Source organism: Gallaecimonas mangrovi (assembly GCF_003367375.1).
Lineage (GTDB): Bacteria > Pseudomonadota > Gammaproteobacteria > Enterobacterales > Gallaecimonadaceae > Gallaecimonas > Gallaecimonas mangrovi.
In genome coordinates, this window is the sequence record NZ_CP031416.1 from 2,086,363 (window position 1) to 2,103,200 (window position 16,838).

Genomic DNA, 16,838 nt, shown 5'->3' on the forward strand with positions numbered 1-16,838 from the left:
CCAACAACCAGGGCGAACGGGCCGAACTGACCCGCTACTTGTGGGCGCCTGATTATTTCTTTTTGGGTGCCAGCACCATCACCATCTGGCGGCCTTCCATTTTCGGGAAGGACTCAACAACAGACAGTTCTTCAAGATCAGCCTTGATCCGCTCAAGCAGGTCACGACCGAGCTCTTGGTGCGCCATTTCACGCCCGCGAAAACGCAGTGTGATCTTGGCTTTGTCACCTTCTTCCAGAAAACGAACCAGGTTGCGCAGTTTTACCTGGTAGTCGCCTTCATCTGTGCCAGGGCGGAATTTGATTTCCTTCACCTGGATCTGTTTCTGCTTTTTCTTTTGTTCTTTTTGCGCTTTCTGTTTCTCGTAGAGGAACTTGCCGTAATCCATGATCTGGCAAACTGGCGGCTCTGCGTTTGGACTGATCTCTACGAGGTCCATTTGGGCAGTTTCGGCCTGAGCCAGAGCATCTTGGATTTTAACGACACCAAGCTGCTCGCCTTCGGCGCCAATAAGGCGTACCTCAGGGATACGAATGAGGTCGTTGATACGGTGTTTCGGTTTCTGCTGGACCACTGGGCCCCGTCTTCCGCCTTTAATACGTTATTCCTCCACGGTTTGTTTGCCTCGGCTGGCAATTTCGCCTTTAAGCTGGGTAATAAAGTCTTCCAGCTTGAACTTGCCGAGATCTTGTCCTTTGCGCGTACGGACGGCGATTTCGCCGGCTTCCCGTTCTTTATCCCCCACAACCAGGAGATAGGGGACGCGCTTAAGCGTGTGCTCGCGGATTTTAAAGCCAATCTTCTCGTTTCTCAAGTCGGCTTTTGCACGAATGCCCGCGCTTTCAAGGGTTTTTACAACTTCTTGCACGTAATCTGCCTGTGCATCGGTGATATTCATCACCACGGCTTGGGTTGGTGCAAGCCATGCAGGGAAGAAACCGGCGTACTCTTCAATGAGAATACCGATAAAGCGTTCCAAGGAACCCAGGATGGCTCGGTGGATCATTACTGGGATTTTACGCTCATTATCTTCTGCTACAAAACTGGCACTTAAGCGCCCTGGCAGTGCAAAGTCGAGTTGCACAGTACCACATTGCCAAGCCCGATTCAGGCAGTCATGCAAGGTAAATTCGATTTTAGGACCATAAAAAGCGCCCTCGCCTGGCTGCAGGTCGTATTCAATACCTTTGGCGGTTAGCGCTTCAGCCAGACCTTTTTCGGCTTTATCCCAAATGGCATCAGAGCCGATGCGCTGTTCAGGACGTGTTGACAGTTTAACCTTGATGTTTTCAAAGCCAAAGGTGGCATAGGTGCTGTAAACCATGTCGATACAGCTAGCCACTTCCGCTTGAATTTGATCTTCGGTACAGAAAATGTGGGCATCGTCTTGGGTAAAGCCCCGTACCCGCATCAGGCCGTGCAGAGCGCCACTGGGCTCGTTACGGTGGCAAGAACCAAATTCGGCCATACGCAGCGGCAGGTCGCGGTAAGACTTCAAACCTTGGTTAAAAATCTGCACATGGCCCGGGCAGTTCATGGGCTTAATGGCATAGTCACGGTTTTCAGAGCTGGTGGTAAACATCGCATCTGCGTATTTTTCCCAGTGCCCTGAGCGCTCCCAAAGTACGCGGTCCATCATCAAGGGGCCTTTTACCTCTTGATAATCAAACTCTCGTAACTTTTCGCGGATAAAGGTTTCCAGCTGCCTAAAAATCACCCAGCCATCGTTATGCCAGAATACCATGCCCGGCGCTTCTTCTTGGAAGTGGAATAAATCCAGCTGCTTACCAATTTTACGGTGGTCGCGTTTTTCGGCTTCTTCTAACTGCAGCAAATAAGACTTAAGGGCTTTTTTATCGGCCCAGGCAGTACCGTAAATGCGCTGCAGCATTTTATTTTTGGCATCACCACGCCAATAGGCGCCGGCAACTTTCATCAATTTAAAATGATGGCAAAACTTCATGTTGGGTACGTGCGGGCCACGGCACATATCCACATATTCTTGGTGATGGTACAGGCCGGGCTTGTCATCATGGCTGATGTTTTCATCCAAGATGGCCATTTTGTAGTTTTCGCCACGCGCCTCAAAGGTGTCACGCGCTTCCTGCCAGCTCACTTTTTTCTTGATGACGTCGTAATCTTTTTCAGCCAACTCGTGCATACGCGCTTCGAGCTGATCTAAGTGTTCCTGGGTAATGGGAAAATCCAGGTCAACGTCATAGTAAAAGCCGTTATCGATCACCGGGCCGATGGCCATTTTGGTTTGTGGCCAAAGTTGTTTAATGGCGTGGCCTAACAAGTGCGCACAAGAGTGGCGCAGAATTTCAAGGCCGTCTTGGTCTTTGGCGGTAATGATAGAAAGCTTGGCGTCATTTTCGATGATGTCGCTGGCGTCCATCAGCTCGCCGTTAACACGGCCAGCAATGGTGGCTTTTGCAAGGCCAGGGCCGATGTCCTGAGCCACATCCATAATGGAAACGGGATTATCAAAATGACGAACGGAACCGTCAGGCAGGGTAATAGCAGGCATGAATTGTCCTTTGTCAGTGGTGACCCGCACCAAGGGCCACATGAAAGTGAATGTATTGCAAAGTCAGTTGCTTACCACCCAAACCAAGGGCGTCTCGGCAGCGGGAACCCCGCCCTGACTAAAAAAGAGTGGCAATAATAGCGGTGTTAAGGGCGGTCACGCAATGGCCACTGCCACTTTCCTGTTTTTAGTCGCATCGCCAAGGCATAACAGCGCGCTGTACAACGCAAAAAAACAACGGAATGATAACGTGCCGTTAAAAAGGAGGGATTATGTTTAAACCAATGCTCGTTGCCGCCGCCTTATTGCCAAGCTTGAGTTTCGCCCAGACCACACCGCCAGCCAGTAAAAGTGACCTTTATGATATCGCCTCGGCAATATCGGCACCGCGCATGAAAGCCGATGTCACCAAATTAGTCGGCTTTGGTACACGTCATACCCTTTCCAGCCAAACCTCAAAAAGCCGTGGTATTGGGGCCGCCACCGATTGGATAGAAGCGCAGTTTAACGCCATCAGTAAAGAGTGCGGCGGGTGCCTGGAAGTGATCCGGGTATCTGACACCATTAGCGGCGAAAAACGCATACCCAATGCCACTAAGGTCACCAATGTTATCGCCATAAAATGGGGAACAGAAGATAAGCTGCGGATGGCCATGCTGTCAGGGGATATCGACTCAAGGGTGACAGACGTCATGAATGCCGATGCCTATGAGCCAGGCGCTAATGACAATGCCTCTGGCATTGCCGCCACCTTGGAATCGGCCCGGGTATTAAGCCACTACGATTTTCCCGGCACCGTTGTTTTTGCCGCGCTATCGGCCGAAGAACAAGGCCTTTTTGGCGGTAAAATTTTGGCTAAATATGCCCGCCAGCATCATTGGCGTATTGAAGGGATGATCAACAACGACATGATAGGCAATACCTCCGGTATTGATGGCATCAAAGATAACCATACTGTGCGGGTGTTTTCGGAAGGTACTCGCGCTGTGGAAACCGAAAAAGAAGCCCGTATTCGCCGTTTCACCGGAGGAGAGTTAGATTCGCCATCAAGAAATTTAGGGCGATACATCAAGGCGCTGGCCCATTTATACATGCCCAGGCTTGATGTAATGATGGTCTACCGTTTAGATAGGTTTGGCCGTGGTGGCCACCATAGCCCGTTTAACGATGCCGGCTATCCCGGGGTGCGGTTGATGGAAGCCCATGAAAACTACAACCGCCAACACCAAGATGTTCGTACCGAAAATGGCATACATTACGGTGACGTTTTGTCCGGTGTCGACTTTGACTATGCCCGTAAAATTACCGCACTGGACGCCGTAACACTGGCTTCCATGGCCTGGGCTCCCGCTGCACCACAACAGGTTGCCATTAAAGGTGCGGTAAGCCCTGACACTACCTTGTCTTGGCAGTTGGGTACGGACAAACAATTGGCGGGATATAAGGTATATTGGCGCTTGACCACAGAGCCGACCTGGACACACAGTCGCTATGTTGGAAAAACGGATACTTTTACTCTCAAGGGAGTGGTCATTGATAACTATTTCTTCGGCGTTGCCGCCGTCGCGAAAGATGGCACCGAAAGCCCGGTGGTATTCCCCGGTGCGGCGGGCGCCTTCTAGTTGGCTGTTGGGGCTGTTACTGGCCCCGACACTGGCCTTTGGACAATGGCAGCAACAAGACACCAAGGATGGTGTGCAGCTCTGGACGCAGCGTTCTGCTTCGGGGCAACTGCAAATAAAAGCACAATGCCAAGCGGTTACGCGTCTATCCGCCTTTGTTGCGGTAATGAATGACCTACCCGCAATTCCGAAATGGATGGCGTTTGTATCTTCTGTCGTACAGTTAGATAAACCCAGCTCAACTCAAGATATTGTGGCAACCCAGTTTGACCTGCCCTGGCCTGCTAAGAACCGCGACATGATAACCCTGTCGACCTGGCACCAGGACCCTGATCTGACTCTGCACCTCACCTTTACTGACCAAGGCGGCGATTACCCTCTCGCCCCGGGCTTTATCAGAATGAAGAAAGTGTCTGGCGAGTGGACCTTAACGCCACAAAGCCAGGGAATGACACAAATACAGTATGTTGGCAGCGCTGACGCCGGTGGTTGGCTTCCCCATTGGTTAGTTAATCATTTAAGCCTTCGTTCCACCGCCAAGACCATGGCCAGCTTGTGTTCTCGAATCACTAAACTTGAATACCAAGATGCACAGTATCCCTTTGTGACAGAGCCCGCCGCCACGCGCACCCGTAGTGAACAGCGCTAAATGGCTGGTTTTAAGGCAAAAGGCTAATCTTATGATGAGCCGTTCAACCGGAGGTGGTTATGTGGCACAGCTTGCAGGACGAAATAGGCGCCTTTATCGGTCATCCTTTTCACATCACCGAGCGGCGTTTGCATCAAACCGGGCCAAGGTGGCAAAGCTACATTATCGGTGACGGCCAGCTGCGCCTGTACGTCAAACTCAGTGAACTCACTTTTGCAGAACAACTGCACGCAGAGGCATTTTGCCTGGCGGAGTTATCGCGCTTTGGGCCGCTGCGGACACCGGAAGTCGTCTGTGGGGGGGCGACCACCGGCTTTGCCTACCTGGTGATGGAGTATTTGCCTTTTTCTGCTCCCAGCCGCCGAGGCTGGCAGCGTTTGGGCGAAGGTTTAGCGGCGCTGCATCAACGCCAAGACCAAGCCATGTATGGCTTTGACGAAGATAACTTTATTGGCAATACGCCACAGCCAAACCCTTGGCATAAACATTGGTACCGCTTTTTTACAGAGCAGCGGCTGGCCTATCAGTTAAGCTTGTTGGCAGAAAAAGGCCAGGGCCTAGACGACAGTGACCATCTCCTTGATTGCGCAGTGAAATTACTCAAACATCACCAGCCTACGCCCTCGCTACTCCATGGCGACCTTTGGCGAGGCAATGTCGGGTTTATAAACGATCAACCGGTGATTTATGACCCAGGAAGCTATTATGGGGACAGGGAAGCCGACATTGCGATGACTGAACTATTTGGCCGTTTTGACCCTGATTTCTATGCCGCCTATGACGACACCTTGCCCTTAGATGAAAGTTACGAAAGCCGGCGCGATCTGTATAACCTCTATCACCTCATCAACCATGCCAACCTCTTTGGTGGCACCTATCTGTTGGAAGTTAAAGAGGCCGCAAGCCAGCTACTGGGCAGATTTGGTCAACGTTAGGGATTAAGGTCAGTAAAAAGCCCTCCGATGGAGGGCTTTTTATCAATAACGCGGCTGCACCACCACAAACTGGCTGCCACCATCTACCGGTAAATACCAAACGCCATTAGCGATGTAATAAAGACGACCTTGATAAGCCACTTTCTTGGTTTGGCCTACAATCTCGTCAACCACAGTACCCGGCGTTAAGCCGCCACTCCCTTTTACCACGGTTGTGGTGGTCGGGTTGTTTACCACGGTATAACTACCGGCTGGCGGGTTTTGTACATAAACGTACTTGTTACCCTGCTGACGATAATAAGTGTTATCAACAATGGCGTATGTGACACCGGCAAAAATAGCAAAGGTGGCCAAGTCGGCCAACGCATTACCATGGTAATAGCGCACCGGCGGCGGACCAGGGTGATGATAGCCATGATGCACCACAATCACACTGCCCGGCGGCGGACCACCATGAGGGCCGCCATGGGGATCTCCCGGCGGTGGCCCACCGTCAGCTCGCGCTAACGTGGGTAGCAATGCCAAACTTAAAAGGGTAAAACCAGTTACAAGTACCTTGTTCATAACAGCATTCCTCAATGAACTGCTTGAGAACTATTATGCTCGGCTTAGTTAAACCACGCCGAGATCTCACCGGTAAATTATCGTAAACGCGCTTTTATTACCGTCATACTTTGTAACAGCAAAGCAATGGGGGCGATATGGAACAGGTAAAGCAGGTGCAGGTAACCTGCCCTAGCTGCGGCCAGCCTACTTATATCACCGTTGAACCGGCTGATATTGGTGAGGATTTTATTGAGGACTGCGCAAATTGCTGCAGCCCTATTCATATCCAAGTAACCGAATTAGACGATGGCGAATGGTCGGTACAAGTTGATGGCGATGATGAGCAGCTCTATTAGGCTATTCGCCCACCAACCACTGACATTGATACTGCCCGGCACCTGCCGCTAACACTTTATCAAGCCAAGGTAAGGTTTCATCCATTGCGGCTTTGAGTGTCCAAGGCGGGTTAATCACCAACAAGCCAGCACCGGTCATACCATGCTGGTCGGTATCAGGTCGCAGGCTTTGCTCAATGCGTAACTGTTTCTTAATGCCTGTCGCCTTAAAAGCGGCCAGCATGCTTTCAACCTGCGCTCGGTCAACTACCGGATACCACAAAACATAGGTGCCATTAGCAAACCGCCGATATGCGTCACTAATAGCGCTAACCACCGCCTGATAATCGTCTTTTAGCTCATATGGCGGGTCCATGACCACCACACCGCGTTTCTCTTTCGGCGGCAGCTTTGCAATCAAGGTTTGGTAGGCGTCGGCCTTTTCAATGCGTACCTGGCGGTCTTTGGTAAAGGTCTGCTCAAGGAGCGCTACATCAGCTGGATGCAGTTCGGTAAGGAAAAGCCGGTCTCCTTCACGCATTAAGGCTTTTTCCAAATAAGGGGAACCCGGGTAATGACGAAGCTCGCCGCTATTCATTGCCTTGACCACCGCAACATAGGGCTTCAGTGCTTCAGGAAGCGTTTTTTCGGCCAACACCTTGGCAATACCGTCTTTATACTCACCGGTCTTTTGCGCCTTTTCAGCACTGAGTAAGTAGCGGCCCGCCCCGGCGTGGGTGTCATGTACGTAGAAAGGCTTATCCTTTTGTTTTAGGTAATCAAGGATATAAGCGACAACGGCGTGTTTGAGTACATCGGCATAATTGCCAGCGTGAAAGGCGTGACGGTAACTGAGCATAACGGGTGTCTTAGCAGGGTAAAGAAGCAGGCATTCTAAAACCATGAAAGGTCAAGATCACCTGCTTGTTGTGATTAACCTAAGGCGGCAACTTCACTGGCAGTTAAAGGACGATACTCCCCTTCTGCCAGGTCAGGGTCTAACGCCACACCACCAATGGATTCTCGGTGCAAGTCCACCACCTTGTTGTCGACGGCGGCGAACATTCTTTTCACCTGATGGTATTTCCCCTCGGAAATGGTGAGCAGCACTTCGGTGTCATCAATGCGTTCCAAGGTGGCCGGTTTCGTCAGGTGCCGCTCGCCGTGCAGCTGCACACCGTCCAAAAACCGTTGCTCGACATCGTCAGCCAAGGGCTCATCCAACCATACCCGATAGCGTTTAGGGCAATCATGCTTAGGGCTGGTAACGCGGTGCGACCACTGGCCGTCATCCGTTAACAGCACTAAACCGGTGGTATCTAAATCCAGGCGACCTGCCATATGCAAACCAAAACGATCTTTTTCATCCAGCAGTGTCAGCACCGACATATGTTCTGGATCGTCCGTGGAGCAGACATACCCTTTGGGTTTATGCAGCATAAAGTAGCGAAGGCCGATACTTCGCATGGTCTGCCCTTCTAAAACCACGTTGTCTTCGTCACTGACTTTAACGCTAGGATCTTTAACCACGACGCCGTTAACCGTTACCTCTTCCCGATGCATCAGTCGTTTAATTTGAGCACGGGAATACTGGGAATTATCAGCAAGAAATTTGTCGAGACGCATAAAGTCGGCCTAGCGGAAAAAAAAGAAGGCCATTCTAACGGTATTTGATGGCTTTACCCACTTAACCTTCGGGCCTATTTGGCTTAGGCTTAGGGGAAAAGATCTTACGCCCACTCTTTTGGAACAACCAACCATGTTTGAAAGCCTGCAAGCCCTGCCCGCCGACCCTATTTTAGGCCTGTCCATCGCCTACAAAAATGATAGCAACCCGAAAAAAGTTGACCTCGGTGTTGGGGTTTATAAAACCGAAACCGGCGAAACGCCGATTTTAAAAGCGGTAACACTGGCCCAGCGCCAACGTATTGAAACTGAAACCACCAAAACCTATATCGGCTCTGCAGGCGATCCTGGCTTTAACGATAAACTGGCCAAGCTGGTTTTTGGCCACGACAACCCGGTACTTAGCCGCCAATTTACCGTGTCGACCCCCGGTGGCACAGGCGCCCTGCGTATGGCTGCCGAGTTTATTAAACGCTGCAATCCCGGCGCCACCATCTGGGTAACAGACCCGACTTGGGCCAACCATACTGCGCTGTTTAACGCTGCGGGTATTCAGGTTAAGCCTTACCGCTACTTCGACAAAGCAACGTCGTCAGTCGACTTTGATGGCATGATGAACGCACTGCAATCCGTACCGAAAGGTGACGTGGTGCTGGTGCATGGTTGCTGCCATAACCCGTCAGGCGCAGACCTTAACCAACAGCAATGGCAAGCCTTTGCTGATTTAGCCAAAGAAAAAGGCTTCACACCTTTGGTTGATATGGCCTATCAGGGTTTCGGCGACGGCCTGGAAGAAGACGCGTTTGGCCCTCGGACCCTGGCAGAAAAACTGCCTGAGTTTTTGCTCACCACGTCCGGCTCTAAAAACTTCGGTTTGTATCGCGAACGTATTGGCGGCTTTACTGTGGTTGGCGAGTCTTCCACTAAAGTGGCCATTTTATCCAGCGTGATGCAAAACGTGGCTCGTTGCATTTATTCCATGCCACCGGCCCATGGCGCGGCGATCATTGACATTATTCTGGGTTCAAATGAACTAACCGCACTGTGGAAAGACGAACTCGCCGAAATGCGTGGCCGTATTCATGAGCTGCGCTCACTGCTGGTTGAAAAACTTCATGCCCGTCAGGACAAAAAAGATTTTTCCTTTATTACTCGCCAATATGGGATGTTCTCTTTCCTGGGGATCAGCAAAGAACAAGTACATCGCCTGAAAGATGAGTTCTCGGTGTACATGGTTGATTCAAGCCGTATGAACGTTGCCGGTATCAACCACGCTAACGTCGACTACTTGGCAGACGCCATTACCAAAGTACTGTAATTGCTGTTAGGCAAAAGAAAAGGCAACCCAAGGGTTGCCTTTTTTGTTTCACGTAATGCATCTAGCAAAGATGAGCATCTTCTTCCAACTCCAGCGGCAGTTCTGAGACCACTTCATCTTGGAGCTGATAGTAAGGCTCATGGGTGTCATGGTATTCCATGCTACTCAGGCCTCATTTGTAGGGTCGGCGCATTGTAACGTTTTCGTTGCAGTCACTCTAGGTGTTTTTGTAAGAAAGTGGCTAATTCGCCATCAATATTAATGGCTTTGCCGGTGCGCTGGTCCATACAAACAAAGGTGATATCTGCATCGGCAACCAAGGTGTCGCTGCCATGAAAATAGACTTCCTGGCGCACCACCCCTGAGCGTTCCTTCAATTCGCTAAGATAGGTTTTAATTAATAAGGTATGGCCCAGTGTTGCTGCCGCACGGTAGTTGATATTGATGTTAACCACCACAAAGGCCAATTTATGCTCTTGAAACCAAGCCAACTCACCAGAGTCTTCAAGCCAGCCCCAACGTGCCTCTTCGAGAAATTCCAAATAACGGGCGTTATTAACGTGCTGATATACGTCAAGATGGTAACCGCGCACCTTTATTAGGGTTTGATGTGCTGCCATACAGTGTCCTTATTCATAGTGTTGGCGGGCGGCTAACGGCAACCGTGCCATCGCCCGCTGAATGAGACCATCAAAAGCGTGGTCTAACGGTTCGAGACAAAGCCCAGGCTCTAATAAAGCAAGGGCTCTGCTTATTGCTTCAACAGTGCTCAGTGCCCCTTGTTTACGGCTTCTGCGCAAACGATAACGGCTAACGGTTCCTTGTGGTAAAGCAACCGTTGGTAACGACTTTAACGCCGGGCTTTGCTCATATAGCCTCAGCGCTTTTCGCCAGGTGCCATCAATGACCACCAGATGTGAAGGTGGCTTTACGAGGGAGCTAAGGCACTTAGCATCATCGGCAGGGAACAGCAGCGCAGTGTCGTCAGGCCAATACGAAGGACGGCTTAGTAGCTGCTCGGTGCGTATCAATGGGCACCCCAGACAATGCTCTACCAATGCAGCGGTTCCTAACGGATGCAGTTCTTCGCCGGGATATTGCACTAAGGTCAGCAGGGTTCGCGCTGTGATGGGCGTTACCAGTTCACAAATACAATGCAGCATCAACCGTTGGCATTTCGGACAACTTGCTCGCGCCATGACTCCCCCTTAGGATGAAGGCCCATTCTAAAAAGAGTTATCAGTCGATGCCACAGCTGGTCGGAGCTTTGACCTTAGTTTTTGTTTGTTTTTGTTTGATGTTCTTGCCTGAAAGTGCACAAAACTGGCTGGTATACCAACGAAACGACATCTTGCACGGTCAGCTGTGGCGGGTTCTTACTGGCCACTTGATGCACACCAACTTTTGGCATTTTGTGATGAATGCAGCCGGCGCCTTAGCCATAGCCTGGCTCCATGGCCGCTATTACAGCGTCTTAGGTTGGTGGTTAAGATTGACCTACCTAATGGTGATGACCAGCTTAGGGTTACTGGTGTTTTGCCCCCATCTGGTTTGGTATGTAGGCTTGTCGGGGATATTGCATGGCTTGATGGTGATGGGCGCGCTCGAAGATGTACGGCGGCATGAAAAAACCGGCTGGCTGCTACTCATCGGCGTGGTTGCGAAAATAACCTTCGAACAGTGGCATGGTCCAGCGAAGGAGACAGCGATACTGATTAATGCTCCCGTGGCGGTAGATGCGCATTTATTTGGGGCAATTGCCGCCCTACCCGGCTGGCTGTTCTGTTTATGGTTAATGAAGAAAAAAGGGGCCTGACGGCCCCTTTTTTATTTAAAGCGAATTTTATCGGCGTTCGCGCTGAGAAGTTTGTCACCAATGCCTTTTACCTTCTTGAGATCCTCAAGATTTTTAAAAGGACCATGGGCCTCTCTGTATTCAATAATAAGCGCTGCCTTCTTCGCTCCAACGCCCTTGAGATTGTGGGCGATATCCTCTGCCGAGGCAGAATTAATATTGATTGCTTTGGCGACGTCTTTTACAACCCCTTGTTCAGTTGCCGCCTTATCGACGTTAGCTGTTGCCAAAACACCATTACAGACCAAAGCACTGGCCACAAATAACAAAGCTTGCAAAAAAGTCCTTTTCATCGGCGTTCCATCTCCACGTTGAGTCCCTGTGAGCTATCCATCGCTCAAGCTAAGTATAGTCAGCTTTTCAGGCTGTCATTGATTTGCTCAAGAACGGCCCTAGGGTCAACAGCTTGGGTAATGGGGCGCCCGACCACAAGATAGTCAGAGCCTGCAGCAATGGCCTCAGCAGGCGTCATCACCCGGCGCTGATCGCCAGCGTCACTGCCTGCCGGGCGAATACCGGGGGTTACCAACTTAAAATCTTGCCCTAACGTGGATTTCAGCAATGTCGCTTCTTTAGCTGAACAAACGACGCCATCAAGGCCTGAGGCTTTGGCTAGCGTTGCCAGTCGCAGCACTTGTTGTTGTGCGCTACTGGCCTCCACGCCTAATTCTTTAAGTTCATCATCGCCCATGGACGTGAGCACCGTCACCGCAATCAATAATGGCGCGTTATCACCATAAGGTGCCAAAGCCGCCTTGGCGGCACTCATCATTCGCGAGCCACCGCTGGCATGCACGTTAACCATCCACACCCTAAGCTCCGCAGCCGCAGCTACCGCTTTGGCAACAGTATTGGGAATATCATGGAATTTCAGGTCAAGGAAAACATCAAAGCCTTTATCTACCAGCGTTTTTACCCAGTCTGGGCCAAACAAGGTGAACATTTCTTTGCCCACTTTTAAGCGGCATTGCTGTGGGTCAAGCTGGTTTACCAGCGCCAGTGCCTTGGCTTTATCGTCAAAATCCAGGGCGACCAGTACAGGTTTATTTGGCATAAGGGCTCCTTAGTCACCATCCAAGCCGCGGATGGGTTTGATTTGCCCCCACTGATGGCATGACGGACAGAGCCAATAGCGCTTATTGGCACTAAAACCACAGTGGCGACAACGATAGGTTGGGCGAATTCGAATTTGTTGCTCAACTAGCTCGGCTAGCAAGTTCAGACTTTCTTTCGCAGACGGCTCCGCCACTTTCTCCCGTTGATACTGAATCAGACGGCGAAAACCTTTTAAGGTGGGGTGGCGTTTTAGCTCATCAAGCAATAGTGATTCAGCACTGCTAAGCCCCGCTTGTGACTGGGTGAGGTCAGCCAATGCCAACACCACCGAAACGCCACTATCACGCACGACTGCGCGGGTTAAAAATTGCTGATAACCTTCGCTGTCTTCCAGGCGGCTAAAAAGGTCAGCGATAACAGGCAACACTTCAGATGCGTTGTCAGGGTCAGTGTTGATAACGGGGATCAGTACCGCGAGGGCTTCATCGAATTTACCGGCCTCTCGATACTGTTTTGCAAGCCCTTCTCTGGCTCGGGTACAACCGGCATCAACGTCCAGTGCCTTTTTGTATTCTTTAACAGCTTCACCAGCATTGCCTTTATCCAACGCCAATTCAGCCAGCTGGCAATAGAAATGACTCAAGGCACGGGTCATGGCAGGCGGCCTGTCTTTACCCATCGACTTAGCCACTTTAATGGCTTGCTGCCAGTCTTTAGTTTGTTGGTAGATGGCCAACAACTGCTCTCGCGCTTGCTGGCTATGGTCGGGGTCGTCTTTTAATTCTTCAAAGATGTTTTCGGCTCTGTCATAAAGCCCTGCCACCATAAAATCCTGCCCGAGTTCGAGCATCGCTAAACGCCGGTCATCTTCGCTGATGGATGGCCTGGCAACCAGATTTTGGTGAATACGAATGGCCCTATCGACTTCACCTCGCCGGCGAAACAAATTCCCCAAGGCAAGGTGCGTTTCTAAGGTGTCGGTGTCCACAGCCAGCATATCAATAAATAAATCGACAGCTTTATCTGGCTGGTCAGACAGTAGGAAATTTAGGCCTTTAAAATAACGCTGAGACAGACGGTTACGATGTACCTCCCGTTCCTGGCGTACACTACGGCGGCCCATATACCAGCCGTAAGCGGCCGCAATGGGCAAGAGCAGGAACAGGAGTTCTACCATAAATCAGGCGTCTTTGTTTTTAGCATTCAGCTTACGCTTTAAGCTGTTAATTTTGCGCTTTTGCACCCAGCACAGACTACCCAATACCACAAAAGCCAATAGCGCCCCTAACGCAAAAGCGATACCGAGCCACTGGCCTACAGAAAAGGTTTTCTGCGCAATCAAATAATTAACCGTTACCGGCTGAGCATTCTCAGCTCCTACCGCTAGCGCCAGAATAAAAATAGCAATGGCAATCAGCCATTTTATGAGGGTGAACACCGCACCTCCTGTGGGCCAAAGGCGAACGCCGCTATTATTGCCTAAAAAGGGGTTCAGACACAAAAAAGGCATGCTTTCGCATGCCTTTTTTCTTAAATACTTCTCAGGAACCAGCGCTCAGATTGACCCGTTCCCGCAATTCCTTACCCGGTTTGAAGTGAGGTACCTGCTTGGCAGGTAATTCAACAGACTCGCCGGTTTTGGGATTGCGTCCCACTCGGGGGGCGCGGTAATGCAGAGAAAAGCTGCCAAACCCTCGGATCTCGATGCGTTCCCCTGATTCCAGGGTCCCAGCCATCTGTTCCAGAATTTCTTTAACTGCCAATTCCAGATCACGCGCAGGCAGATCAGCATATTTAGCAGTCAAACTCTCGATGAGTTCTGATTTGGTCATTTGGTTTTCCTCAGCGCCATGGTGGTGGGGCAAAAGCCCCACCTGCCTGATTAGTCTTCGCTCTTAGCAGCTTTGAAAGCTTCAGCCATTGCGTTCGGGATAACCAAATCTTCCTGGTTGTTCAGGTGATCGATGGCATCACGCTCGTCTGCTTCATCCTTAGCACGGATGGACAGAGAGATGGTGCGGTTTTTACGATCAACACCCATGAACTTGGCTTCAACTTCTTCACCTGCTTTCAGCACGGTGGAAGCGTCTTCTACGCGCTCACGAGCTATATCAGAGGCACGCAGGTAACCTTCAACACCTTCACCCAGATCGATGGTAGCACCTTTGGCGTCTACTGCGATCACGGTACCATTAACGATAGCACCTTTCTTCTTATCGTTCAGGTAGTTGTTGAAAGGATCAGCTTCAAGTTGCTTCACGCCCAGGCTGATGCGCTCACGCTCGGCATCCACTTGCAGAACAACAGCGGTGATTTCTTCGCCTTTTTTGTACTCACGTACGGCTTCTTCACCAGCAGCATTCCAGGAGATGTCGGACAAGTGAACCAGACCGTCGATGCCGCCATCCAAGCCGATGAAGATACCGAAGTCAGTGATTGACTTGATCTTACCGGACACTTGGTCGCCTTTGTTGAACTTACCAGCGAACTCTTCCCATGGGTTCTGTTTGCACTGCTTGAGACCCAGGGAGATACGACGACGCTCTTCGTCGATGTCCAGAACCATAACTTCCACTTCGTCACCCAGGTTAACAACCTTGGAGGGGTGGATGTTTTTGTTGGTCCAGTCCATTTCAGAAACGTGTACCAGACCTTCAACGCCTTCTTCGATTTCAACGAAGCAGCCGTAGTCAGTCAGGTTAGTCACGCGGCCTTTAAGCTTGTGACCTTCAGGATAGCGCTCGGCAATGGAAACCCACGGATCGGCACCCAGTTGTTTCAGACCCAGTGATACGCGAGTACGCTCACGGTCAAACTTCAGTACCTTAACGGTGATTTCGTCACCTACGTTGACGATCTCGGAAGGATGCTTAACGCGTTTCCAAGCCATGTCGGTGATGTGCAGCAGGCCGTCAACGCCGCCCAGATCAACGAAGGCACCGTAGTCAGTCAGGTTCTTAACGATACCTTTGACTTCCATACCTTCTTGCAGGTTTTGCAGCAGTTGCTCACGCTCAACGTTGTTTTCAGATTCGATCACGGCGCGACGGGAAACAACAACGTTGTTGCGCTTCTGGTCCAGCTTGATGACTTTGAATTCCAGGTCTTTGTTTTCCAGGTGAGCAGTGTCACGGATTGGACGAACGTCAACCAAAGAACCAGGCAGGAAGGCACGGATGCCGTCCAGATCAACAGTGAAACCGCCTTTAACTTTACCGTTAATGATACCGATAACAGTGGCGTTTTCTTCGTAAGCTTTTTCGAGAACCAGCCAGGCTTCGTAGCGCTTAGCTTTCTCACGAGACAGGATAGTCTCGCCGAAGCCGTCTTCTACGGTGTCCAGCGCAACGTCAACAACGTCACCTACGTTAACGGTGATTTCGCCGTTGGCGTCTTTGAACTGCTCGGCAGGGATAGCGGATTCAGATTTCAGACCAGCGTCTACCAGTACGATGTCCTTTTGAACGCGAACAACGGTACCTTTAACGATGGAACCCGGGCGGGTTTCGATCTCTTTCAAGCTTTCTTCGAACAGTTGAGCAAATGATTCAGTCATGTGTGTCTGCTTATTTAACAAACCATGTGGCATCCGTCCGACATGGGGTTGTTGATGTTTTCCGCACCATCCGTTGGCACAGAACGATGAATTAAGTAGCCAGTGCCGGTAGCTTGGCACAGACCTCCTGCCAAGCGGCATCAAGCACTTGCTCGATGGAAAGAGAGCTGGTATCAATCACCAAAGCATCTTCCGCTGGCTTAAGTGGCGCCACGGCACGATTCGCATCGCGCTCGTCACGTTCACGTATCTCGGTTAAAAGGCGTCCGATTTTAGCATCCTGCCCGGACGCCAGCAACTGCTGGAAACGGCGCTCGGCACGAACTTCGGCACTGGCGGTCAAAAACAGCTTCACTTGCGCCGTTTTAAACACCACTGTGCCCATGTCTCGGCCATCGGCGACAAGGCCTGGCGCTTTTTGGAAAGCACGCTGGCGGCGCAACAACGCTTCCCGTACGCGAGGAAACGCCGCTACCTTGGAAGCGGTATTAGCCACTTCTTGGGTGCGAATGGTTTTGGAAACATCTTCGCCTTCCAAAATCACCTTCACACCTTCTTCCATTGGCGCAAATTGCACATCAAGATGAGCTGCCAATGGCACCAATGCCTCTTCATCATCCAAAGGGCACTGATGATGCAATGCCGCCAGCGCCAGCACGCGGTAAATGGCACCGGAATCAAGGAAGTGCCAGCCCAGCTTATCGGCCAGTTGCTGACACAAGGTGCCTTTGCCTACGCCGCTTGGTCCGTCAACGGTAACGACGGGTACCAGTTCAGCCATAAAATCCTCCATGTCTGCGGATGCGAGCC

20 protein-coding genes are annotated in these 16,838 nt (G+C 50.9%); 6 read left to right on the forward strand and 14 right to left on the reverse strand.

Annotated features, from left to right (window positions below; genetic code table 11):
• Positions 1 to 52: 52 nt before the first annotated feature.
• On the reverse strand, positions 53 to 598 hold the full coding sequence (gene infC, locus DW350_RS09975; RefSeq protein WP_115718725.1) for a translation initiation factor IF-3: 546 nt from the start codon (positions 596 to 598) through the stop codon (positions 53 to 55).
• Positions 599 to 601: 3 nt separating this feature from the next.
• Complete coding sequence (gene thrS, locus DW350_RS09980) at positions 602 to 2,530, reverse strand: threonine--tRNA ligase (RefSeq protein ID WP_115718726.1); 1,929 nt, start codon at positions 2,528 to 2,530, stop codon at positions 602 to 604.
• Positions 2,531 to 2,802: 272 nt separating this feature from the next.
• On the opposite strand from thrS, the gene DW350_RS09985 reads away from it, so the two are divergent.
• From DW350_RS09985 to DW350_RS09995, 3 genes are read left to right on the forward strand one after another with little or no spacing between them, the layout of a single operon-like run.
• Positions 2,803 to 4,152, forward strand: coding sequence for a M28 family peptidase (locus DW350_RS09985; RefSeq protein WP_115718727.1), 1,350 nt, complete (start codon positions 2,803 to 2,805; stop codon positions 4,150 to 4,152).
• Entirely contained in the window at positions 4,133 to 4,801 is a 669-nt protein-coding gene (locus tag DW350_RS09990) for an START domain-containing protein (RefSeq protein WP_226911307.1), read from the forward strand. The genes DW350_RS09985 and DW350_RS09990 overlap by 20 nt, the downstream gene beginning before the upstream one ends.
• Positions 4,802 to 4,860: 59 nt before the next feature.
• Positions 4,861 to 5,736 carry a fructosamine kinase family protein gene (locus DW350_RS09995; RefSeq protein ID WP_115718729.1) on the forward strand — a complete coding sequence of 292 codons (876 nt, stop codon included), beginning with the start codon at positions 4,861 to 4,863 and terminating at the stop codon, positions 5,734 to 5,736.
• Between the two features lie 42 nt (positions 5,737 to 5,778).
• On the opposite strand, the gene DW350_RS10000 is transcribed toward DW350_RS09995, so the two are convergent.
• A complete protein-coding gene (locus DW350_RS10000; protein ID WP_115718730.1) occupies positions 5,779 to 6,300 on the reverse strand; it encodes a hypothetical protein in 522 nt (173 codons plus the stop codon).
• A gap of 137 nt (positions 6,301 to 6,437) precedes the next feature.
• Here DW350_RS10000 and DW350_RS10005 point away from each other — a divergent pair, with 137 nt between their 5' ends.
• Positions 6,438 to 6,638, forward strand: a complete 201-nt coding sequence (locus DW350_RS10005) for a zinc ribbon domain-containing protein (protein ID WP_115718731.1) — start codon at positions 6,438 to 6,440, stop codon at positions 6,636 to 6,638.
• Between the two features lies 1 nt (position 6,639).
• Here DW350_RS10005 and DW350_RS10010 read toward each other — a convergent pair whose 3' ends face one another.
• Both DW350_RS10010 and rsuA read right to left on the reverse strand, forming a co-directional pair.
• Positions 6,640 to 7,476 (reverse strand): 23S rRNA (adenine(2030)-N(6))-methyltransferase RlmJ, encoded by an 837-nt coding sequence (locus DW350_RS10010; protein ID WP_115718732.1) that lies wholly within the window; start codon positions 7,474 to 7,476, stop codon positions 6,640 to 6,642.
• Between the two features lie 74 nt (positions 7,477 to 7,550).
• Positions 7,551 to 8,243 carry a 16S rRNA pseudouridine(516) synthase RsuA gene (gene rsuA / locus DW350_RS10015; RefSeq protein WP_115718733.1) on the reverse strand — a complete coding sequence of 231 codons (693 nt, stop codon included), beginning with the start codon at positions 8,241 to 8,243 and terminating at the stop codon, positions 7,551 to 7,553.
• Positions 8,244 to 8,376: 133 nt separating this feature from the next.
• On the opposite strand from rsuA, the gene DW350_RS10020 reads away from it, so the two are divergent.
• Complete coding sequence (locus tag DW350_RS10020; RefSeq protein ID WP_115718734.1) at positions 8,377 to 9,561, forward strand: amino acid aminotransferase; 1,185 nt, start codon at positions 8,377 to 8,379, stop codon at positions 9,559 to 9,561.
• A gap of 212 nt (positions 9,562 to 9,773) precedes the next feature.
• On the opposite strand, the gene DW350_RS10025 is transcribed toward DW350_RS10020, so the two are convergent.
• Both DW350_RS10025 and DW350_RS10030 read right to left on the reverse strand, forming a co-directional pair.
• On the reverse strand, positions 9,774 to 10,181 hold the full coding sequence (locus DW350_RS10025; RefSeq protein ID WP_115718735.1) for an acyl-CoA thioesterase: 408 nt from the start codon (positions 10,179 to 10,181) through the stop codon (positions 9,774 to 9,776).
• A gap of 9 nt (positions 10,182 to 10,190) precedes the next feature.
• Positions 10,191 to 10,760, reverse strand: coding sequence for a tRNA-uridine aminocarboxypropyltransferase (locus DW350_RS10030; RefSeq protein ID WP_115718736.1), 570 nt, complete (start codon positions 10,758 to 10,760; stop codon positions 10,191 to 10,193).
• A 98-nt stretch (positions 10,761 to 10,858) separates the two neighbouring features.
• Here DW350_RS10030 and rrtA point away from each other — a divergent pair, with 98 nt between their 5' ends.
• On the forward strand, positions 10,859 to 11,377 hold the full coding sequence (rrtA, locus tag DW350_RS10035; RefSeq protein ID WP_226911441.1) for a rhombosortase: 519 nt from the start codon (positions 10,859 to 10,861) through the stop codon (positions 11,375 to 11,377).
• Positions 11,378 to 11,388: 11 nt separating this feature from the next.
• Here rrtA and DW350_RS10040 read toward each other — a convergent pair whose 3' ends face one another.
• From DW350_RS10040 to cmk, 7 genes are all read right to left on the reverse strand, one after another.
• Positions 11,389 to 11,709: a ComEA family DNA-binding protein gene (locus DW350_RS10040; protein ID WP_115718738.1), complete on the reverse strand. Its 321-nt coding sequence runs from the start codon at positions 11,707 to 11,709 to the stop codon at positions 11,389 to 11,391.
• Between the two features lie 59 nt (positions 11,710 to 11,768).
• Positions 11,769 to 12,470, reverse strand: a complete 702-nt coding sequence (gene pyrF / locus DW350_RS10045) for an orotidine-5'-phosphate decarboxylase (protein ID WP_115718739.1) — start codon at positions 12,468 to 12,470, stop codon at positions 11,769 to 11,771.
• Between the two features lie 9 nt (positions 12,471 to 12,479).
• On the reverse strand, positions 12,480 to 13,649 hold the full coding sequence (gene lapB / locus DW350_RS10050; RefSeq protein WP_115718740.1) for a lipopolysaccharide assembly protein LapB: 1,170 nt from the start codon (positions 13,647 to 13,649) through the stop codon (positions 12,480 to 12,482).
• 3 nt (positions 13,650 to 13,652) lie between these two features.
• Positions 13,653 to 13,910, reverse strand: coding sequence for a LapA family protein (locus tag DW350_RS10055; protein WP_192954641.1), 258 nt, complete (start codon positions 13,908 to 13,910; stop codon positions 13,653 to 13,655).
• Between the two features lie 103 nt (positions 13,911 to 14,013).
• Positions 14,014 to 14,304, reverse strand: coding sequence for an integration host factor subunit beta (locus DW350_RS10060; RefSeq protein WP_115718742.1), 291 nt, complete (start codon positions 14,302 to 14,304; stop codon positions 14,014 to 14,016).
• 50 nt (positions 14,305 to 14,354) lie between these two features.
• Positions 14,355 to 16,028, reverse strand: a complete 1,674-nt coding sequence (gene rpsA, locus DW350_RS10065; RefSeq protein WP_115718743.1) for a 30S ribosomal protein S1 — start codon at positions 16,026 to 16,028, stop codon at positions 14,355 to 14,357.
• Positions 16,029 to 16,119: 91 nt separating this feature from the next.
• Positions 16,120 to 16,809, reverse strand: coding sequence for a (d)CMP kinase (gene cmk / locus DW350_RS10070; protein ID WP_115718744.1), 690 nt, complete (start codon positions 16,807 to 16,809; stop codon positions 16,120 to 16,122).
• Between the last annotated feature and the right edge of the window lie 29 nt (positions 16,810 to 16,838).